The organism is Methylophilus sp. TWE2, assembly GCF_001183865.1.
In the GTDB taxonomy this organism is placed as follows: Bacteria; Pseudomonadota; Gammaproteobacteria; order Burkholderiales; family Methylophilaceae; genus Methylophilus.
The window spans coordinates 772,879-793,577 of sequence record NZ_CP012020.1 but is presented as its reverse complement, the minus strand read 5'-3'; the positions used below and the strand labels follow the sequence as shown (position 1 = coordinate 793,577).

17 protein-coding genes are annotated in these 20,699 nt (G+C 49.2%); 1 reads left to right on the top strand and 16 read right to left on the bottom strand.

All coding sequences use genetic code 11. The features are described 5' to 3' along the window. Positions 1-126: 126 nt before the first annotated feature. The 16 genes from ACJ67_RS03800 to ACJ67_RS03725 form a co-directional block, all read right to left on the bottom strand. Entirely contained in the window at positions 127-1,563 is a 1,437-nt protein-coding gene (locus tag ACJ67_RS03800) for a PLP-dependent aminotransferase family protein (RefSeq protein WP_049637942.1), read from the bottom strand. A gap of 77 nt (positions 1,564-1,640) precedes the next feature. Next, the gene (locus tag ACJ67_RS03795) at positions 1,641-1,988 is read right to left on the bottom strand and encodes a helix-turn-helix domain-containing protein (protein WP_049637941.1); all 348 of its coding nucleotides are present in this window, start codon (positions 1,986-1,988) and stop codon (positions 1,641-1,643) included. Beyond that, positions 1,978-4,302, bottom strand: a complete 2,325-nt coding sequence (locus ACJ67_RS03790; protein WP_049637940.1) for an FdhF/YdeP family oxidoreductase — start codon at positions 4,300-4,302, stop codon at positions 1,978-1,980. Before ACJ67_RS03790 ends, ACJ67_RS03795 begins: the two co-directional genes overlap by 11 nt. A gap of 282 nt (positions 4,303-4,584) precedes the next feature. Beyond that, positions 4,585-5,301, bottom strand: a complete 717-nt coding sequence (locus ACJ67_RS03785; protein WP_156171640.1) for a DUF2490 domain-containing protein — start codon at positions 5,299-5,301, stop codon at positions 4,585-4,587. Then, complete coding sequence (locus ACJ67_RS03780) at positions 5,298-6,374, bottom strand: chemotaxis response regulator protein-glutamate methylesterase (RefSeq protein WP_049637939.1); 1,077 nt, start codon at positions 6,372-6,374, stop codon at positions 5,298-5,300. The genes ACJ67_RS03785 and ACJ67_RS03780 overlap by 4 nt, the downstream gene beginning before the upstream one ends. A gap of 14 nt (positions 6,375-6,388) precedes the next feature. Next, the gene (locus tag ACJ67_RS03775) at positions 6,389-6,928 is read right to left on the bottom strand and encodes a chemotaxis protein CheD (protein WP_049637938.1); all 540 of its coding nucleotides are present in this window, start codon (positions 6,926-6,928) and stop codon (positions 6,389-6,391) included. Between the two features lie 9 nt (positions 6,929-6,937). After that, complete coding sequence (locus tag ACJ67_RS03770; protein WP_049637937.1) at positions 6,938-7,750, bottom strand: protein-glutamate O-methyltransferase CheR; 813 nt, start codon at positions 7,748-7,750, stop codon at positions 6,938-6,940. A gap of 23 nt (positions 7,751-7,773) precedes the next feature. Beyond that, positions 7,774-8,304, bottom strand: a complete 531-nt coding sequence (locus ACJ67_RS03765) for a chemotaxis protein CheW (protein WP_049637936.1) — start codon at positions 8,302-8,304, stop codon at positions 7,774-7,776. Positions 8,305-8,412: 108 nt separating this feature from the next. Then, entirely contained in the window at positions 8,413-9,978 is a 1,566-nt protein-coding gene (locus ACJ67_RS03760; protein WP_369799109.1) for a methyl-accepting chemotaxis protein, read from the bottom strand. Positions 9,979-10,229: 251 nt separating this feature from the next. Beyond that, on the bottom strand, positions 10,230-12,014 hold the full coding sequence (locus ACJ67_RS14585; protein ID WP_049637935.1) for a methyl-accepting chemotaxis protein: 1,785 nt from the start codon (positions 12,012-12,014) through the stop codon (positions 10,230-10,232). A gap of 32 nt (positions 12,015-12,046) precedes the next feature. Then, positions 12,047-12,565, bottom strand: a complete 519-nt coding sequence (locus tag ACJ67_RS03750) for a chemotaxis protein CheW (protein WP_049637934.1) — start codon at positions 12,563-12,565, stop codon at positions 12,047-12,049. Between the two features lie 69 nt (positions 12,566-12,634). Next, positions 12,635-14,260 (bottom strand): methyl-accepting chemotaxis protein, encoded by a 1,626-nt coding sequence (locus ACJ67_RS03745; protein ID WP_049637933.1) that lies wholly within the window; start codon positions 14,258-14,260, stop codon positions 12,635-12,637. 58 nt (positions 14,261-14,318) lie between these two features. Next, complete coding sequence (locus ACJ67_RS03740) at positions 14,319-16,502, bottom strand: chemotaxis protein CheA (RefSeq protein WP_049637932.1); 2,184 nt, start codon at positions 16,500-16,502, stop codon at positions 14,319-14,321. Positions 16,503-16,527: 25 nt separating this feature from the next. Continuing rightward, positions 16,528-16,851 (bottom strand): lipid asymmetry maintenance protein MlaB, encoded by a 324-nt coding sequence (locus ACJ67_RS03735; protein ID WP_049637931.1) that lies wholly within the window; start codon positions 16,849-16,851, stop codon positions 16,528-16,530. Between the two features lie 54 nt (positions 16,852-16,905). Further along, positions 16,906-17,274 (bottom strand): response regulator, encoded by a 369-nt coding sequence (locus ACJ67_RS03730; protein WP_049637930.1) that lies wholly within the window; start codon positions 17,272-17,274, stop codon positions 16,906-16,908. A 26-nt stretch (positions 17,275-17,300) separates the two neighbouring features. Beyond that, the gene (locus tag ACJ67_RS03725) at positions 17,301-18,278 is read right to left on the bottom strand and encodes a methyl-accepting chemotaxis protein (RefSeq protein WP_197080659.1); all 978 of its coding nucleotides are present in this window, start codon (positions 18,276-18,278) and stop codon (positions 17,301-17,303) included. Positions 18,279-18,526: 248 nt separating this feature from the next. Between ACJ67_RS03725 and ACJ67_RS03720 the strand changes: the two genes are divergently transcribed. After that, a complete protein-coding gene (locus tag ACJ67_RS03720) occupies positions 18,527-20,578 on the top strand; it encodes a bifunctional diguanylate cyclase/phosphodiesterase (protein WP_049637928.1) in 2,052 nt (683 codons plus the stop codon). Positions 20,579-20,699 lie beyond the last annotated feature (121 nt).

Below are 20,699 nucleotides of genomic sequence, written 5' to 3'. Positions count from 1 at the left end.
ACGAAATCAACAAGCAGCGTGTAAACAACTTTTTTAAATCGGCCAGCCATGCCAGTCGCTTTAAAAAATTTGCAGTGTGAATCAACGCTGGCCAAGGCTGGCTTGGCCTTTTCCAGTAGGCTCGGCTTAATTTCTGACTGAAGCGTCAGCCGCAATCATTTCACAAGCCAATGCGCCAACATCACGCACTGCTTGCTCAATCGCCAGTGTCCACAAGTGACTGAAATTGAGGCGGATGTAGTGGGTCAGCTCTTTTTTGCGCGAAAAGATGGTCCCAGGCGCAACAGTAATGCCATTGTCGATGGCCTTGCGGTATAGCTCAAGCGCATCCAGTGCCGGTGGCAGTTTTACCCAGATCACATAGCCGCCCTGAGGCACAGACAGCTGCGTCCCGGCAGGAAAAGTCTGCTCAATGACATTGCGCATCAATACATAGTTTGAGCGCAATGTGTGCCGCAACTGTTTCAGGTGCTGCTCGAAACTGTCGCGCTGCATAAATTTTGCAATGGCGATCTGCGGGGCAGACGTCAGCGACAGGCTATTCAGGAACATCAGGCGTTCAACCTCCTGGCGGTAGCGTCCAGCAGTCGTCCAGCCCACACGGTAACCGGGCGCCAGGGATTTGGAAAACGAGGAGCAATGTAACACGATGCCTGCCTGATCAAACGCTTTAGCCGGTAAAGGTGGTGCGTCACTGAAATACAGTTCGCTATACACGTCATCTTCAATCAGCGGGATATTCTGTTCGGTCAGGAAAGCCACCAAGGCCTTTTTCTTGTCATCGGGCATGACAAAGCCTAGCGGATTCTGGAAGTTCGTGGTGAGGATCACCGCGGCAATCCGCACATTATCCGTGACCGCACGCAGCGCATCCAGGTCTATCCCCGATTCAGGATCAGTGCGGATTTCTGCCACCTTCATGCCCAGACGTTCCACCGTGTGAGCCAGTGCATAGTAGCCCGGCGATTCCAGCGCAATGGTATCCCCAGCCTTAGCCACTGCCTGCAGGCAAAGCGTGATCGCCTCGGTCGCACCATGGGTGATCACAATATCGTCCGGCGATACATCCATACCGTTGACCAAGTAGCGCCGCGCAATCTGCTGGCGCAAGAACTCATTGCCTGGTGGCAAGTCGCTGAGTACACCCCACTCTCCTTCATCATCGGTGAGTGCTTTTTCATATTGATGGATACGCTTGAGTGGAAACAGTTGTGGATCCGGAAACGGTGAACCCAGGGGCACCGTGCCAAATTCACGGATGGATTTGAGTGTGGTCAGCACCAGTTTGCTGGCATCAATCTCGGACAGGTTGATATCTTTGGCCAATGGGGAAGCTTGCTTTTGCTGCAAACGCTTGCGTGGCGTGACGTAATAACCGGATTGCGGATGGCTGCTGATGACGCCTTCCTGTTCGAGCAACAGATAGGCGCGTAACACGGTGCTGATACTGAGCTCATATTTCTGGCTGGCTTGGCGCACCGAGAAAATCCGTTCACCGGGCCGTAGCACGCCTTCATCAATCATGGCGCGGATGCGGGCAGCGAACGAGACATAAAGCTTCATGAAGGCGAACAGGCGGGAATGGGATTGCCTGATTATACTCCAGCCACAGACATGGCTGGCGTTTCACTACATTGTGATTAAGAGGCCTGCAAAGCCAGTGCCACTTCCTCACCGTTTTTGGTCAGGCTGGCTACCAGGCGGTCTTTTTGCGTGACCACTTCGACCAAGGCCTGTTCACTTAACGCGGTCATCAAGCGTTGCAGGGTACTCATGCGAACGCCCAGCCGTTTGCAGATGACGGCCAGCGAGACAGCCGCCCTGCCTTGTGCATGTTCAGCATGCAGCAACTCCAGAATACCCAGCATCAATACCGTACTGTTATCGAGAGGGACATATTCTGAAAGGAAGCCTTCCTCGACAGAAGTTTCTACCTGGGAAGATGCTTCTAATGCCTGCTCTGGATAGGCATCATACTCACGCAGCATTGGCGACCTCTGTTGATTTCGTTTTCTCGATGATGACGGGGATGGATTTAGACGTAGGCGTACGTGACTGGTCAGCCACACTCTCTAAAGGCACCAGGTTATTGGTTTCGGGGTAGTAGCCGCTCAGGCAGCCCTGCGGGATGTCGTAAGACACTACCAGGAAATTATTTGCGCGGCGGGTAATGCCATCCTGCCAGACACTCACCAGGTTGACCCAGTCGCCTGCTTGCAGCCCCATGCGCTCAATATCTGCAGGGTTCATAAACACCACGCGGCGCTGGCCAAACACGCCGCGGTAGCGGTCATCCATGCCATAAATGGTCGTGTTGTATTGGTCATGTGAGCGCGTCGTCATGAGTACAAACAACTGGTCGCCATATTGCTCACGCGCCTGGTGGATAGGCGAGTTTTGCGGGATGGCCTGTAAGGTGAACTCGGCCTTGCCAGAAGGCGTATTCCAGATGCGTTCGCTGGAAGGTACTGGCATGCGGAATCCACCAGGCACCTTGATGCGCTCGTTGTAATCCTTGAAGGCCACCGGCATGGTCTGCTCAATGGCATCGCGGATTTTGCTGTAATCCTTGATGAATTCCAGCCACGGTGTTTTGCTGTGTTTGAGCGTGGCATGCGCCAGGCGGGCCACAATCGCTGGCTCAGACAGCAAATGCGGTGAGGCTGGCTTGTTCATGCCGTAAGAGATATGCACCATGCTCATGGAGTCTTCCACGGTCACGCCTTGCGGGCCGCTTTCCTGGGTATCGATTTCGGTTCGGCCCAGGCATGGCAGGATCAGCGCTTCTTTACCATGCACCAGATGGCTGCGGTTCAGTTTGGTGGTCACATGCGCCGTCAAATCGCAATTGCGCATGCCTTCCCAGGTGCGGTCGGTGTCAGGCGTAGCGATGGAGAAATTACCGCCCAGGCCAAAGAATACCCTGGCCTTACCATCTATCATGGCCTGGATAGCCCCCACTGCATCATAACCCGGCGTTCTGGGCACTTTGATATCAAACACGCGCTCCAGGCTTTCGAGGAATTCTGCTGGCATCTTCTCGTAAATGCCTACCGTGCGGTTGCCCTGCACATTGCTATGACCGCGCACCGGGCACAGGCCAGCACCTTCCTTGCCGATATTGCCGCGCAACAGCATTAAATTGACCAGGGTCTTGATGGTGGCCACGCCATGCTTGTGCTGGGTAATGCCCATGCCCCAAGTAGAAATCACTCGATCACCCGTGGCATAAATGCGTGCGATTTCCTCAATCTGCGCCAAGGGGACGCCAGACTCTTTGACAATCACAGCCCAGCTTTCCTGGCGGGCATCTTCGGCAATCGCCTCAAAATTGTTGGTGTGCTGGTTAATAAAATCCACGTCCACCACACGCTCACTGCCATGCTTGATCGCTTCGTCATCCCACTGGATGACAAATTTGATCATGCCCTTGATCAGCGCCAAATCGCCGCCCAACTTAGGCTGGATAAACAAGTCACTGATCTTGCTGCCCTTGAACGACAGCATATCAAACGGGCTTTGCGGGTCGGCAAAACGTTCCAGGCCGCGCTCTTTGAGCGGGTTAATTGCTACGATACGCGCACCGCGCTTAGCGGCCTCGCGCAATTCGCCGAGCATACGGGGATGATTGGTGGCCGGGTTCTGGCCAAAAATCAGAATAGTGTCCGCATGCTCAAAATCATGCAATGTGACTGAACCCTTGCCTATGCCGACCGTAGCAGGCAAGGCAATGCTGGTCGATTCATGGCATAGGTTAGAGCAATCAGGGAAGTTGTTGGTGCCAAACTCACGTACAAACAATTGATAAAGAAAAGCTGCCTCATTCCCGGCACGGCCTGAGGTATAGAAAATCGCCTCATTGGGGTCTGCCAAGGCATTGAGGTGCGATGCAATCAACGCGAATGCGTCGTCCCAGGAAACTTCTTCATACTTGTCCGTGGCCGCGTTATACCGCATGGGGTGCGTCAATCGGCCTTCATTTTCCAGCTCAAAATCTCCCCACCCCATCAGCTCAGTGACGGTGTGTTTGGCAAAAAACGCTGGCGGTACGCGCTTGGCAGTCGCTTCTGCAGCCACGGCCTTCACGCCGTTTTCACAGAACTCAAAGGTAGAGGTATGCTCTTTATCTGGCCAAGCGCAGCCAGGACAGTCAAAGCCATCCGGCTGGTTTTGCGCCAGCAGGGTCATCACACCCTTCACAGGGATTTTTTGCAGCGCGAGTTGCGCAGCCACTTGTTTTAACGCCCCCCAACCGGCGGCCGGGTGGTGATATGGTTTGATGGTAGCTTTAGGTTGTGACATATGTCCTACTAAGGTGGCAGAGGGTAGACTGACATCGGCTTATCTTTGTCAGCCTATCCTCGCGGAATTTTGATGAATGTCATCGTAAGGCAGGCCGGGCAAAGAAACCAGATACAGACAGGCTTAATTTTTAGGGTACAGTCAGGCCATCAAAGACACAAAGTGCAGGCCGGAATCTCCCTCACAGAAGGGACGATAATCGGGCCCCACGGATCGGATGATGCACTGTTGGCGTATTGCACACGGCGGTAGCAATACGAACGCTCCCTAACAGGGATAGTGTTAGAAGTTAAAGCGGATGGCTGTCATCAGCACATGATTTTCGCGGTCTACTGTTTTGGTATTGATGTATTGGTTAAGGTAGCCAATATCCGCATTGCTAAAATCACTGAATTTCCAGTTGACCCCCAGAAACAAACGGTTCTGGTCGAAGCCTTTGCGCACACCCCAATTGGTGTCATTAAAATTAATAAACAGCTCGTCGTACACCACCCAGGATAAATGCGGATTGAATGTGGAAGGCATGCTGGCACGCACCATCTGACGCCAACGATAGGCATTCTGGCTAAAGTCTTCACGGTCCCGGTTTTCCAGGCGTGACCGGCTCATAAAAGTGACATTTGCGACAGGATCAAACTGATATAAGAACTGTTGCCACAGGCGATTTTCCTTATAGGAAGAAGCGCCCGCAGGATGGTTAATGACCGTATCATAGCCAAGCCAGACGCTGGCTTTTGGCGTCACCTTGTAGAAAATGGCAGGACGCAGAATAAGCGTATCGAAATGTTTACCCTCATCGCGCCAACGCGGGTGCGTATCCATGCTCCAGTACAAGTTTTCCACCGGCAACTTGCCTTGGGCATAAATATTGAGCCAGTAGCGCCCATCCTCTTCGACGTCGGCCATGGCAAGGCTGCCTAGCATACACAAAGGCAGCGCGGCTGCCGTTTGCAGCCAGGGTTTAAAATCAAATGGCAGACTACTTAATAGGGATTTCATTTCTTATTCCAGTAATTCATGATTTCGAGAGGGATTTTGCTAAGCGGCACTTCTTTAGGGGTCGCCCCCAGCTTGTGTGCTTCTTTGGGCATGCCATAAACAACGCAGCTTCGTTCATCTTGTCCCAGGGTTTCTGCCCCGGCGTCCAGCATTTCTTTTAATCCTTGCGCACCGTCATCGCCCATGCCGGTCATAATGATTCCCAGGGCGTTTTTACCGGCTTGTTGCGCCACCGAACGGAATAGCACGTTGACCGAGGGCCGGTGACGGCTGACCAATGGGCCATCGATGATATCAACATGGTATTGGGCGCCACTGCGTTTAAGCAGCATATGCTTGCCGCCAGGGGCAATCAGGGCACGGCCGGGAATCACACGGTCACCATGCGCTGCTTCCTTCACTTCGATTTCACAAAGATCATTGAGTCGTTTGGCAAACGCTGCGGTAAAGTTCTCTGGCATATGCTGCACAATCACCATACCCGGAGACACGCGAGGCAAGCTGGTCAGCACCGCTTCCAGCGCTTGTGTACCGCCGGTAGAGGTGCCAATGGCGACTATACTTTCTGTCGTTTGCGCCATGGCTCGAGTGCTGGGCGCAGCCAACACCGCATCCGCAGTCAATTTGGGCTGTACTTTAGCCACGGGCTCCATCTGCACCATGCGTTTCAGGTTGGCTTTAGCCGCGATCTTGATCACATTGACGATGTCATTAGCATCATCTTCTAAAAAATCTTTTAAGCCTGCTTTGGGCTTGGTCACAATGCTGACTGCCCCAGCCGCCAGTGCTTGAATAGTGGTCTCCGCACCCTTCTCGGTCAGGGTAGAACAGATAATGACCGGTGTCGGACGTTGTGCCATGATTTTCTTGAGGAAAGTAATGCCGTCCATCCTCGGCATTTCCACATCAAGGATCACCACATCCGGCCAGTCCTTCATCATTTTATCCATGGCAAAAATAGGATCTGAGGCAGAGGCAATGACCTCAATCTCAGACGATTTGGCAATTTTCTCAGTGAGGACTTTTCTGACGACCGCAGAATCATCCACGATCATTACTCTGATTTTTTTCATATTAAAATCCGTTTTTAGACCCTGCTCTTCACCCAGGCAAACCCGTTCCAGATATCAAAAATGATATACCGCGAATCCTCACCACCATAATGATTGGCATGAATTTGAAAACCATGTTCAGCCAGATGCATGAGGACCGCATGCAAGTTCCGGTCTCCAATATTATCTTTTTGCTGTAATTTCAATTTGGGAAACATATTGCTGCCTCCGAACACCTTCACCTGGCACTCTTTGGGACGAATCTTGAGTTTTGCCATTTCGCCCATCATTAAGGCAAGCGCTTCATCCGCATACTTTGCAGAGTTGCCGGAAAGGGCGGGACTATTTTTTTTGTGAGAGGCCTGGCGCTGAGGCAGCAGGATATGGCACATACCGCCTACACGCTTCTCAGGGTGCCAGATGGTGACGGCCACACAAGAGCCTAGGATGGTGCGGATTCTGGTATCTGCATCGCCCCAGTACCATTCGCCAGGCTGCAAAAATACCTCAAAAACCTCTTCCGGTTTTTTATCCATCAATCCAAAACAAAATGCAGGCTGGGTACGCTTCAACATAAGCAACCATTAAGTGCTTTTTTTATAAATGGAGGGCGCCTCTGAAGCAAACTTGTCTGTCACGCCATTCAAGCTCTCGGAATGGCTGATCATGAAATAGCCGTCATTTTTAAGCAGCGGCAGCATTTGATCGGTAATTTGGCGCTTGGTCTCTACATCAAAATAAATCATCACATTACGCAAAAAAATCACATCAAACTGGCCGAGATCAGGATAAGGTTTGGTCAGGTTGACCTGTAAAAACTTGATCCGCTGCCGCAGTTCCTTAACCATGAGCAATTCACCTTCGTGATCCCCCGTGCCTTTCAGGCAATATTTGGTCAAATATTGCCTGGGGATCTCAGAAGCCCGCTGCATGTTGTAACAACCGGTTTGTGCCTGGTGTAACACCTTGGTACTCAAATCAGAGGCGACTACTTCCCATGGCTCTTTACCCAGATGTTCATCCAGTAGCATGGCAATGGTATAAGGCTCCTCGCCAGAAGAACAGGCCGCACTCCAGACCCGGAAAGGCTTGCCTTTGCTGCGTTTGGGCAAAATGACATCTTTAAAGAAATCAAAATGTTTGGGTTCCCGGAAAAAATGGGTTTCATTGGTGGTGAGCAAATCAATCGCAATCTGTTTCTCGGTCGCATTGGCCGGATCATTGATCAATTTGTAATACTGCGTGAATGAGTTAAGCCTATGAAAATGCAGGCGTTTAGTCAGCCTGCCACTCACCAGCGGTTTTTTGACATCCGATAATGCAATCCCGGCCTGCGAATAAATAAAACTCTTGAACAAGCCAAACTCTTTGGCCGTCAGCGATTCAATATGGTCCATCTGTGTCACCCTTCACCTACTTTTTAGCCTGCCAAGCTGGTACCGGTGACCAGACTGGAAATTTCATCAACAGAAAGCACTTTGTTCACGTTGAGCAAAATAATGAATTTGCCCTCGATCTTGCCCATTCCTTCAATAAAATCGACGCGGATATTGGCGCCAAAACTAGGCGCTGGCTCAATGTTACCAAGCTCAATATCCACCACTTCATTCACGGCATCGACCATGATGCCAACGACTTGCGTCCCTTCGGCATGCGCAACTTCAATAATCACGATGCAAGTTTTACGGGTAAGCTCAGAAGTAGGTTTATCAAACCGTGCCGCCATATCAATCACAGGCACCACCGCACCACGCAAATTAATCACGCCACGGATAAATGCCGGCATCTTGGGCACTTCGGTCAACTGCCCATACTCAATAATTTCCTTGATATTGAGGATATTGATGGCAAAAATTTCTCGGCCTAACACGAACGTCAGGTATTGCTGGATCGTATTCGCTATTAAAGTGCCTGCTTTACTCTGGGCATTGGCCACTGCCAGTTCAGTCATCTTTCAAATCCTCTTTTTAATGATGGAGATTTACCAGCGCTACGCTTGATTAGCTGGAAACAACCCTGCCCATGCGTCGTTTTTAAACGCCACCCACTTCACAACACCCTAGAACTTCACAAATTGGGATTCATCCACATCCGCTACATGGGTAGTCGCTACTTTTAAAGGCGTTCTGGAACCATGATGACTACTGACTTTTTTCTCGCTATGTTTTGCTGATGATGAATGAACATCCTCTAAACCCACTTTAAAGAAAGCAATCAGTTGTTGCAGCTGCTCAGCCTGCCCGCTCATTTCTTCGGCTGTCGCTGCCAGTTCCTCGCTGGAGCTGGCATTTTGCTGTGTCGCCTGGCTCAGCTGGTTCATGGCCGCAGTGATCTGCGATGCACCACTACTTTGCTCTTCACTGGCGGCGTAGATCTCTTGCACCAGGTCACTGGTTTTATTAATACAAGGCACAATTTCGTCCAGGAGCTTACCGGCACGCTCGGCTAACCCGACAGAATTCTTGGCGACTTCGCCAATCTCTTGAGCAGCCACCTGGCTGCGCTCTGCCAATTTACGCACTTCAGCCGCCACCACGGCAAAGCCTTTGCCATGCTCACCGGCACGGGCAGCTTCAATCGCAGCATTCAATGCCAGCAGGTTGGTCTGGTAAGCAATGTCATCAATAATGCTGATCTTGTCAGCAATACTCTTCATGGCAACAACTGTATCTTTCACCGCTACGCCACCTTCGTTAGCGTCTGTCGCTGCTTTACCAGCGATGCCATCTGTGACTCTGGAGTTGTCGGTATTTTGGTTAATAGAGGCACTCATCTGTTCTACAGAAGCAGAGGTTTCTTCCACCGAAGCGGCTTGCTCATTGGTGGCCTGGCTGATACTTTGTGCCGTGGCACTGACTTGATCAGAGGCACTGGCAATGTTATTGGCTGCACCTCTCACCTCAGCAATGACATAAGAAAGTTTTTCAATCATCCCGTTTAAGGATTTCTTGAAATCATCAAATTCACCCACGTAATTGCCTTTAATAGAGACAGTCAGATTTCCAGCCTCCATTTCCTTCATCACCGACATAGCCTCTCCTACCGCCTTGAGATTGCTACGGACCTGCTCGATGATCTCGTTAATAAAAGCTTTCTTACCAGGGAATTTCTCTAAAGCCATCTCAAAATCCCCTTCACCAAAGGCTTTTACCACCGCCATGGCCTTCTTCTTCACGGCGATATGTCCATTGACCATATCGTTCACGCCTTGAGCCATGACTTTAAAGTCGCCTTCAAACTTGGTTGTATCCATCACAACATCAATGTCTCCAGCATCATGCTGATCAGACATATGATTCATATCTTTGATAAATCCTTTGAGGTTTGATCGCATTTTTTCTATGGTGGCATTAATAAAGGCTTTCTTACCTGGGAAAGCCTCTAGAGGCGCATCAAAATCACCTTCACCGAATGCTTTTACCACGGCCATCGCTTTCTTCTTCACCGCAATATGACCCGCAACCATATCATTCACGCCTTGCGCCATCACTTTGAAGTCGCCCTGGAATTTTTCCACATTCATCACCACATCAATGTCACCCGCGTCATGCTCCTTGGACATATGATTCATTTCATGCATAAAGATATCGAGAGATTGTTGCTTCTGAGCCAACTGCTGCTGCAATTCGTGAATCTGCATGAAGATGGGGGTTAACTCATCTTGGATACTGAGGTCTATCGTGTGATTCAATTGCCCGTTCACAAATTGGCTCAGACATTGCTGCGCAGACTGGATACGACTTTTATTCACTACCCTATAGTTGAAGATAGACATTGCGGTTTCCCCTGAAAAGGATGACACATTTTAAAAAAACTACTCGCTTTTTTAGGCGTATGAAAGATGCTTCCAGTCACATGCCTCACACACCTGATCAATTAAAACTTCACAAACTGTGACTCATCAATGTCAGCCGACATAGCAGTCGCTACTTGTACTGATGTTTTACTACTGGCTGGTGGAGTCACTTTCTTAGCACTCTTTTTCACTGCAGCTGAAAAGCTACCATTCCCGTCAGAACCTACTTTAAAGTAGGAAATCAGTTGTTGAAGTTGCTCAGCCTGGCCGCTCATCTCTTCGGCTGTGGCAGCAAGTTCTTCACTCGAACTGGCGTTTTGTTGCGTGACTTGGCTCAATTGATTCATGGCAGAAGTAATCTGCAATGCACCACTGCTTTGCTCTTCACTGGCAGCGTAAATCTCTTGCACCAGGTCGCTGGTTTTGTTGATGCTAGGGACAATTTCGTCCAGCAGGTCACCAGCGCGTTCGGCCAAGCCAACAGAGCTCTTAGCCACTTCACCGATTTCTTGTGCGGCCACCTGGCTACGTTCGGCCAGCTTGCGTACCTCTGCTGCCACTACCGCAAAACCTTTGCCATGCTCACCGGCACGTGCCGCTTCAATGGCAGCGTTCAAGGCCAGCAGGTTAGTCTGGTAGGCAATGTCATCAATAATGCTGATCTTGTCGGCAATGCTCTTCATGGCAATCACGGTATCTTTTACCGCAGCACCGCCTTCATTAGCATCTTTAGACGCTTTACCGGCAATGCCGTCAGTCACTTTGGAGTTCTCGGTGTTCTGGTTGATGGAAGCACTCATCTGCTCAACTGAGGCAGAGGTTTCTTCTACAGAAGCGGCTTGTTCGTTGGTGGCCTGGCTGATGCTTTGCGCAGTCGCACTCACTTGCTCAGAAGCACTGGCAATATTGTCGGCAGAGCCACGCACTTCAGAAATAATGCCTGTGAGGCGGTTTACCATGCCATCAATGGCAAATAAAATACTGGTTGTGTCGCCTGGGCGTAAATCTGTTTTAACGGTTAAATCCCCTTCAGCCACGCGCTTAACAATGCCCGCCGCATAAGCGGGCTCGCCACCGATTTGTGCCAGCAATTGTTCAACCATTTGCTTCATGGAATACAACAGACTGCTGGTATCACCTGGCTTGGTTTCCACCTGAACGGTGTAATCACCTGCGGCCACTGTTTTGACCACAGATGCCGCGTAATCTGGCTCACCGCCTAATTGTTTGAGAAGGTTACGAGTGATAAAGAAGCCTATTGCGGCCGCTAGCACGATAACTGCCAAGGCGATTGTGCGAGATAGAAGTAAAGCGGTCGCCTGTGTCTCAGAGGCGTCTTTTGAGGCCTTCTGACCAATCTCAACGTTATATCTTCTGTCCGCTTCTATCGCCTGAGACACTTTCAGAAAATCATCTTTCGCCGCAAAGACTGCCTTACGTGCCTCGTCAATCTTGTTGGCACGCGAAAGAGACAGCACTCGTTCACGCACGGTGTCATAGCTTCTGAGTTCCGATTTAATCCCTTCAATCAAGCTACGATCTTTATCATCCGTGATATTTTCGGACTCATACTTCTTAACGCCTTCATCCAGCTTGGCTCGGTACTCCAAGATCACTCGATCAAGCTGCGTCATGGTGGCGTCATCCGTATTGACGATATGCTGATAAACCGTTTCTTGCATATCTGAATAAGCTTTGGACATATCATCCAGCACGATAATGCTTGGCACTGTATTGATATTAAGGTAGTTGGTTTTGGTGTACACCTGATCCAGATAATATTGCGCCATGGAGGCGATTAAAATCAGGCCAAATACCGCTGTGCCAATCAGCAATATCATTTTTTTTGCAACGGTCATTTTCATTTCATCTTCCTTTTCAACATTTAGTGATGCATTTAAACCGTACTAGCCAAGGTTGCTATCTCGTCTACAGACAACACACTGTTGACATTCAAGATAATCACGAACTTGCCTTCAATTTTCCCCATGCCTTCAATGAAGTCAGCACGGATGTTGGCGCCAAAAGTAGGGGCTGGCTCAATGTTGCCTGACTCTATATCTACTACCTCATTCACGGCATCGACCATGACGCCAACGACTTGCGTACCGCCTGCATGCGCAACTTCAATAATCACAATGCAGGTTTTACGGGTAATGTCTGCGCTGGGCTTGTCAAATCGTGCGGCCATATCAATCACCGGCACCACGGCTCCGCGTAAATTAATGACACCGCGGATAAAGCCTGGCATTTTTGGCACTTCGGTGAGTTGCCCATACTCAATAATCTCTTTGATATTGAGAATATTGAGGGCGAATATTTCTCTCCCGAGAACAAAGGTCAGATATTGCTGAATCCTGTTTTCTAACACTGCTTGCTGAGTTTTTGGTGGCTCTGCCACACTAAGGTTACTCATGAATTTTCCTTTCAAAGATGCCGTCAAGTTCTATCAGGTTAACTGTCAATACTGCTGCGTTAAATTTCGTCAGAACTTGACGAACTGAGCTTCATCAATTTGCGCCTCATAGTCATGATGGGACGTATTCACCGCAGGCTTAGAAACCAGGGGCTTGGATACTTTTTTGATCACGCTTCTAGTCGCTGAAGACACAGGAACGTCATCCACGCTCACTTTAAAGAACCCGATCAGGTGCTGTAACTGCTCAGCCTGGCCGCTCATCTCTTCTGCTGTCGCTGCCAGTTCCTCGCTCGAGCTGGCGTTTTGCTGGGTAGCCTGGCTCAGTTGGTTCATGGCCGCTGTAATCTGCAATGCGCCGCTGCTCTGCTCTTCACTCGCAGCATAAATCTCTTGTACTAAGTCACTGGTTTTGTTGATGCTAGGCACGATCTCATCCAGCAGGTCACCAGCGCGCTCAGCCAAGCCCACAGAACTCTTGGCGACTTCACCAATCTCTTGCGCCGCCACCTGGCTACGCTCTGCCAGCTTGCGCACTTCTGCGGCAACAACTGCAAAGCCTTTCCCATGCTCACCCGCACGTGCCGCTTCAATCGCCGCGTTCAAGGCCAGCAGGTTAGTCTGGTAGGCAATGTCATCAATAATGCTGATTTTGTCTGCAATGCTCTTCATGGCAGCGACAGTATCTTTCACCGCGGCGCCGCCTTCGTTGGCATCTGTGGCCGCTTTACCGGCAATGCCATCGGTCACTTTGGAGTTTTCTGCGTTTTGGTTGATCGAAGCGCTCATCTGTTCTACTGAGGCAGAAGTCTCTTCTACAGAGGCCGCTTGCTCGTTAGTCGCCTGGCTGATGCTTTGTGCGGTTGCACTCACTTGCTCAGACGCACTGGCAATGTTGTCAGCAGAAGATTTGATCTCATGAATCACATTGCTGATTTTTTCAGACATCGTCTTCATTGCTGCCATCATCTGCCCAATTTCGTCTTTTGAATTCACTTCCACACGTTCGGTGAGATCGCCGTTAGCCATCGCATTGGCAGATTTGACCGCGCTATTCAAGGGGCGGGTAATCGATCTAATGGTGACAAATGCCAACCCTAACACCACTAATGAAAGCACCCCACCTACCACCAAGCCGGTCACCACAGCAGACGATTTGATTTCAATCGCAGTTTCAGCAGAGGATTTAGCCAGTGCCTGGTTATAGGCCATATGCTCATCAATGGCCGTATTCAGCTCTTCTGCCAATTTGGCATTTGCAGTCAAGATAGCCAATGCTTCTTTTTGTTTACCCTCTCTGGAAAGTTTGATCACCTCAGTCATGCCAGGGGCGTAAGCATCGAAGCCTTTGCGCACTTTTTCCAATAACTCTTTATCTTTAGCATCGGCGATGTTTTCATTGTTGTATTTAACGAGCGCATCTTCAAGACCTTTCCTTGCTTCGCTAATGGCCTCTTCGATCTTGGTCATATTGTTCTGGTCAGTATTAAGCACATGGCGATACACCCTGACACGCAACTGACCAAACTTTTTCATCCCCTCGTTCAGAGTACTGATGCTTGGAATACCATTCACGTTTGCATTGTTTGTGGCTTCAAATACCTTTTCAATGCTGCTATAGCTAAGGCCGATCAAACTGAATAACCCAATGACTGCAATGGCGATCATGAGTGATATTTTTTGAGAAACTTTCATTAAAAACCTACTTTCATTAATCAATAAATTGTTTGGCTGAATCGCTTGAAAACGATGACTACTCTTCTACAAGCGCCTGTTCTTTTATGCTTTCCATATTGGCCAGTTGCATCATGCGCGGCACATCCAGCACCAGTGCCACACTGCCTGAGCCTAGAATGGTGAAGCCGCCAATACCTTTCACATGTTCAAACACCTTGCCCAAGGGTTTAATCACGGTCTGGAATTCACCAATTAACTTATCCACCACTAATCCTATTTTTTGATTTGCGTACTGCATGACGACGATGTTTTGCCGTGTGGGAGGTTCCCCTTTACATTCGAACTCATCCCTGAGCTTGAGGTAAGGCAACACCTCGCCCCTCAGGTTAATAAAGTTACGTTTATCGCTGACTGAAGATGCGTAATCCTCAGCCGACAATTCGATACATTCCACCACCATGTCCAATGGCACCACATAGGAGGAATCCGCCACACCGACCAGGAAGCCATCAATAATCGCCAACGTGAGCGGCAGGCGGATGCTCATGGTGCATCCCAGTCCTGGGGTGGATTGAATATCTATGGTGCCGCGTAAGGCCTGGATATTGCGCTTGACCACATCCATGCCCACACCGCGGCCAGACAGGTTACTCACGGCATCTGCCGTTGAAAAACCTGCTTCAAAAATCAGGTTATAAATGTCTTTATCGCTGAGTGACTGTTCTGCGGATACCAAGCCTTTATCTATGGCTTTGGCCAGGATCTTGTCGCGGTTGAGGCCTGCGCCATCATCACTGACCTCAATCACAATACTGCCTGAATCATGGAAAGCATTAAGCTTGAGCGTGCCATAAGCGGGCTTGCCTTTAGCGACACGCGCTTCGGCAGATTCAATACCGTGGTCCATGGAATTACGCACCAGATGGGTGAGCGGATCGCTGATTTTTTCCACCACGGTTTTATCGAGTTCGGTCTCTTCGCCACTGATTTCGAGGCGGATATCTTTACCCAGCTCCTTGCTCACATCGCGTACGACACGGTTAAAGCGGCTGAACGTGGCACCGATTTGCACCATGCGCAGTGCCAGGGCTGAGTCGCGCACTTGCTCTACCAATGTCGCAATATTGGAAGTGGCTTCGTTCATGGCGCTGTCACCTATTCTGTCGGCAATCAAGGTAGCACCTGCGCCGGCGATAATCAGCTCGCCTACCAGGTTAATCAGTTCATCGAGCTTGTTGGCATCAATGCGGATAAAGTTGGATTCTGAATTTTTGGTTTCTTTGACCTGGCGTTGTTTTTCAAGCGCCGCATTGACCACCGCTGGCTGTACCAGCTGCGCATTAACCAGCGTTTCACCAATCGGTTGTTTATCATCCGCGGCAACATCAGCCTGTTTGGCCAGTGCCGCTTCAAGCTCTGTTGGCGTCAGGGTGCCACACTTGACCAGAATCTCGCCCAGCTTCATCTCTTCATTCGAGAGGCGGTCAATCAGGTCAATATAGTGCTGAACCTGGCTGTGCGGTGGCAGGATATGAATGTCACAATCGTCACGAACAAAATCAAAAATACTTTCGATTTCAACTTTACTTGCCTGGCTTTCATAGCTGATTTCAAAGCCCAGGTAACAACTCTCTGCATCCATGCCTTCCAGAGATGGCAGTGCCTGGGTGATGGTCGCGACATGCACAATCTTGCCCATGGTATTCATATAACGCAGGAAACTGAAAGGATCCATGCCGCTGCGGAAAGTGTCAGGCCCAAATCTTAATGAGATATGCCAGCAACTGGTCTCTACACCATCCAGGCTTTCGACCTCACCAGAAGCGTCATTTTGTGAGGCAACAGGCAAGGCAGACGCCGTTGCAGGAGGTGCACCCAAGTAGACGTTCAACCGGTTAATCAGGCCATCATTCACCACCATGGTATCGGCGTCAGGTTTGGTGCCTTCGGCCACATGATCAATCAGCTTGCTGATAAAGTCGCCCACCTCCAGGAACAGGGCGACAACTTCTTCGGTCACCGGGATTTGGCCATTACGCACCTTATCAAGTACGCTTTCGGCCACGTGGGTAAAGCTGATAATAAAATCGAGGCCAAACAATCCTGCTGACCCTTTAATGGTGTGCGCGGCACGGAAAATGGCATTAATCTTTTCCTCGTCTTCCGGATTTTGCTCCAGCGTGAGCAAAGCCTCTTCCATTTGCTGCAACAAATCGCGGCTTTCAATAATATAAATCTGCAGGGATTCATCTAGTTGCATGGTGTTTTATCCTCGTATATTGATCTCAAGCGGCGATATCAGTGAGCACTTGGGTGACGCCAAAAAAACCGGCCATGTCCGAAAGCTCGATCAATGCCATGACCGCTTCACTGGGATTTTCAAGCTGGAAAGCCAGACCATGAGAAAGAGTGTGTAAGCGGATAGCCATCAATATCTGCAAGCCAGCCGCATCGGCTTCATCCACCTCGGACAAATCCACATAAATGGGCAATGTCTTGCTCATTTCAGCCTTGATCTGTGCCAGTGTCTCGGCCACGTTGTAAATATTCAGCTCGCCGCTGAAGGTCAGCGCACAACGCGCCTCATTGGTATTGATCATGACTGGCATAATGGGGGACTCCGTAAGAGATATGATTGGCCGACAGCACTGATTTGCTCACTGTTATGGCAGTACTAATTTAGAGACTGCATTTAACAATTGTGGTGGTTGAAACGGTTTCACCATCCAGGCCTTTGCGCCACCTGCCTGACCTTGCATTTTTTTCTCTTCGGCACTTTCTGTCGTCAGCATGATGACTGGGGTAAATTTGTAGGCCGGAATTTGTTTACTGGCCTTAAGAAACTCAATGCCATTCATGTTAGGCATGTTCACATCGCTAATAATCAGGTGAATTTTTTGTCCGTTTAACTTGGTGAGTGCGTCCTTACCGTCCTCGGCTTCAATCACATCGTAGCCTGCACCTTTAAGGGCAGTGCCCACCACGGATCGTAAAGAGGAAGAGTCGTCGACAATTAAAATGGTTTTTGCCATGGCTTAGTCCTTGTGATAGATAAGGTTTAAAAGAAAGTAATGTCATCCGCATCATTGCTAGTCGCAGGCGGAGGGGTGGCTTTTGCACCGAAGGTTTTTTTGCTGAATCCAGAAGCAGGCTTAGCGCGCTTTTCATGAATCTGGGTTTGTTCGCGCATGGTATAAGTGGATTTAAGCTCCCTTAACCACTCATCGACACCGCCCAGACCATTGACATCGTCCACCTTGTGATTTAGTTTTTCGATATCCTGCTGTACGTGGCTGAGCATTTGGCTGACACGATCCTGGAATTGCAAGGCGTAAAGTACCTGGTCAATTTCATTAGCCACCTGCTGACTCTCATTCATCATCTGCTGGCTGGCCTGGATGACTTCGTTAGCGGTATGTCCAAACTTATCTACCACAGAGTTCACAATCTGCTCGGCCTCCACCAGCGTTTTGGCATCTTTTGCTTCAAACTCTTTAGAGACCTGGGAGACATTTTTAATGGCTTCTGACACGTTTTTAACGGTTTCGGAAATATGAGAACCGGTTGTCCCGGCATCGGTAGACAATCTTCTCACCGCCTCTGCCACCACAGCAAAGCCTCGTCCGCGGTCACCCACGCGCGCAGCCTCAATCGCAGCATTGACTGCCACCATCCCGGTTTCCTTGGCAATTCTGGTGACCACATCTGCCATATCCAGCAAGTTCTTGGTATACCCGGATAACGTGGAAACAGCCTGTAGCAAAGTTTGTTTTTCTTCGATGCTGTTTTTGAGCAAGACAATGACTGTGGCTAATTGGTCCTGGCTAAGGTTTAGTAACTCAAGCAACTGTTGGTTACTTTGTGACTGTTCCTGACTGGTCACTGCCCTCACACTTTGTGACAGCCCTGAAAATTTCGCACTCAACTCATCAATCGAACTGCTGGTCAGCGTTTTTGCCGCATGAATCTGATCAGCCCAAAGCGGCAGTACCGATTGGCACAACTGCTGCAATTCGTCATGATGAAATTCAGACATGTTGCTGCTGTTTGAAGTGTGATCGTAGTAATTTTGCATGCATGACGTCCTTGAAAGATTTCCCAATCTATTTATCTCAATATTAATGGACGAACCAACACTTTAATTACAGGATAAGAACGGGTTTTGTTATCCAGTTTTAAACACTACAAAATGAGGTTAAAGCAAGCTGTATTTATGGCGTTATAAAGAGACGAGCGGCACACAACCGACCACGTGAATTTTTCACGTAAAACAAGGAGTTGGTCATGAAAATGCAGGAAGTCAATATCAAGAAAACCTTATTAAGACTCATCTTAATAATGATGACCAGCATTTCTGTGACCGTTGGTTGCCTGATCTGGATGACGCACCAGACCTATTTCTCGCGTGGTGTGATCACAAATACCTTGATTCCCAATATGGAAACGCTGAATGAGGTGAGAACGCAAACTCTAATGCTGATTTCAGATGTCAGAGAGTCGCTCAGAACGCAGGATCTATATGCGCACAATGATGTGTTGACAGAAATATTGAACAAAACAAACATGCTGACCACCAAAGTGGAGCAGCTCAAAGAACAACCCGCACTCAATCCGCAAAACCGGGCACTGATTGACAACATTGAACAAGCGTACCGAGAATTTAATCTCGAGCTCCACCACTTGTTAATTCAACAGCCGCGAGACAAATCAGAGGCCACGCTCACCCCACGATTTACACCGTTATTTCATGCAGGAAAAGCAACCATAGAGAGCATAGATCACGCACTCGCTGCCAATCTGTCGCAAACCGAGCAAGAGTTCAGGGCGCTCGAATACCTGGAGTTCACCAACATCGGCATTTATCTGGCCAGCATGCTGTTACTGCTCGCTGTCCTGTATGTTTCCGGCAAAAAAACCTATCAAAAAATAATGGCAGTGCTGGGATCAGAGCCTAGTGAATTTTTAAGCTTAATCAATAACTTACTCGAAGGAAAGCAGTTACCCCCGCATCAAGTGTCAGAAAACAGCCTGATGTACAGGCTGCAGCAATCCCTGTTGTTTGACAAGGAAACGGGGGTACTCAATAAACTGGGATTTTTACAGCAATATCCTCAGTGCTTTAAAGCAGAACAACCCGTGGTGGCGACCTTGATCAAGATGCAATCTTTGGAGGAGCTGTCCGAGTTTATTGGCCCCGCCAACACCACTGAGCTGTTGAATCAGTTTCTGGCAAGACTACAAGAAAAAGTGGTTTCCAATAGCCTGATCGCACGTGTTTCTTATTCAAGTTTTTTATGGGTCAGGGAAGAATGTGGCGATGATCAAAAGCTGGTTGCCGAAATTGAAACATTGATTAATCGCTTGCAAGCCCCTTATTCGCTTGGGATCCGTACGATCAAGATCAAGGCGTATGCCGGGATCATGAAATTGCCGCAAGATACTGAGAACTTCAAGCTTCTGGTCCCGTATACCACACTGGCCGCGACCAAGGCGGAAAAAACGCTGCAACAATACCTGTTTTTCGCCCCCGGCTTTTTGCAGGAGTCACTGGATTACATTGAAATGGAGACGGCCCTGTCGCATGCGCTTGAAAACAGGGAGTTTGAAGTTTATCTGCAACCGCAGGTGGATATCCGCGACAACCGGATTGCCGGTGCAGAGGCTTTGCTCCGCTGGAAACATCCGCTTAAAGGGTTTATTCCACCGGACAAGTTTATTCCCGTGGCTGAACGCAACGGGCAGATTCTGGACATTGGTCACTGGGTGTTGAGTCAAGGGATTAGCTGTGCCGCCGAAATCAATCAGTATCGCGATGACATTATCCCGCTTTCAATCAATTTATCTTCGCACCAGGTTCAGGCACCCCTCTTTTTTGATCTCCTGCAATACCAACTGAACCATTGGCAATGTCATCCCACCTGGATCAAGCTGGAGATCACCGAATCTGTGCTGTTGGAAAAGAGTGAAGAGGTCCTCAAAACCCTGTTACAAATTGCCGCGCTGGGCATCACCATCTCGCTGGATGACTTTGGCACCGGTTATTCTTCATTGAGTTATCTGACGAAATACCCTATCAGCCAGATCAAGATAGACCGCAGTTTCATGAGTGACATTCCGCTACATCTGGACAATACAGAACTGGTGAAGGCCATCATCAAGCTTGCAGAAATCCTGCACTTTGAGATCGTTGCGGAAGGTATTGAGTCTTTGGAGCAACTGAATTTCCTTAAAAGAACGTCTTGCACCATCGTGCAGGGTTATTACTATTACAAACCCATGCCGTATGCGCAGTTTAAGTTGCAGTTAAGCGAAAAACAGACAGCTAATCTAGTTTAAGCGAAGCCTTAAAACTGATAGAGCAGCGTCAGCCAGCTTTTTGTAGTATCTGCTTTTCGCGTCGCAGCATTCGCACTTGCGCCCAAAATATCTCCTTCGTTACCATAGTCATGTCCAAGGC

Coding starts and splice junctions, on each gene's coding strand:
- ACJ67_RS03800 (WP_049637942.1), bottom strand. CDS start 1,563: ATGAAGCTTTATGTCTCGTTCGCTGCCCGCATCCGCGCCATGATTGAT.
- ACJ67_RS03795 (WP_049637941.1), bottom strand. CDS start 1,988: ATGCTGCGTGAGTATGATGCCTATCCAGAGCAGGCATTAGAAGCATCT.
- ACJ67_RS03790 (WP_049637940.1), bottom strand. CDS start 4,302: ATGTCACAACCTAAAGCTACCATCAAACCATATCACCACCCGGCCGCC.
- ACJ67_RS03785 (WP_156171640.1), bottom strand. CDS start 5,301: ATGAAATCCCTATTAAGTAGTCTGCCATTTGATTTTAAACCCTGGCTG.
- ACJ67_RS03780 (WP_049637939.1), bottom strand. CDS start 6,374: ATGAAAAAAATCAGAGTAATGATCGTGGATGATTCTGCGGTCGTCAGA.
- ACJ67_RS03775 (WP_049637938.1), bottom strand. CDS start 6,928: ATGTTGAAGCGTACCCAGCCTGCATTTTGTTTTGGATTGATGGATAAA.
- ACJ67_RS03770 (WP_049637937.1), bottom strand. CDS start 7,750: ATGGACCATATTGAATCGCTGACGGCCAAAGAGTTTGGCTTGTTCAAG.
- ACJ67_RS03765 (WP_049637936.1), bottom strand. CDS start 8,304: ATGACTGAACTGGCAGTGGCCAATGCCCAGAGTAAAGCAGGCACTTTA.
- ACJ67_RS14585 (WP_049637935.1), bottom strand. CDS start 12,014: ATGAAAATGACCGTTGCAAAAAAAATGATATTGCTGATTGGCACAGCG.
- ACJ67_RS03750 (WP_049637934.1), bottom strand. CDS start 12,565: ATGAGTAACCTTAGTGTGGCAGAGCCACCAAAAACTCAGCAAGCAGTG.
- ACJ67_RS03745 (WP_049637933.1), bottom strand. CDS start 14,260: ATGAAAGTTTCTCAAAAAATATCACTCATGATCGCCATTGCAGTCATT.
- ACJ67_RS03740 (WP_049637932.1), bottom strand. CDS start 16,502: ATGCAACTAGATGAATCCCTGCAGATTTATATTATTGAAAGCCGCGAT.
- ACJ67_RS03735 (WP_049637931.1), bottom strand. CDS start 16,851: ATGCCAGTCATGATCAATACCAATGAGGCGCGTTGTGCGCTGACCTTC.
- ACJ67_RS03730 (WP_049637930.1), bottom strand. CDS start 17,274: ATGGCAAAAACCATTTTAATTGTCGACGACTCTTCCTCTTTACGATCC.
- ACJ67_RS03725 (WP_197080659.1), bottom strand. CDS start 18,278: ATGTCTGAATTTCATCATGACGAATTGCAGCAGTTGTGCCAATCGGTA.
- ACJ67_RS03720 (WP_049637928.1), top strand. CDS start 18,527: ATGAAAATGCAGGAAGTCAATATCAAGAAAACCTTATTAAGACTCATC.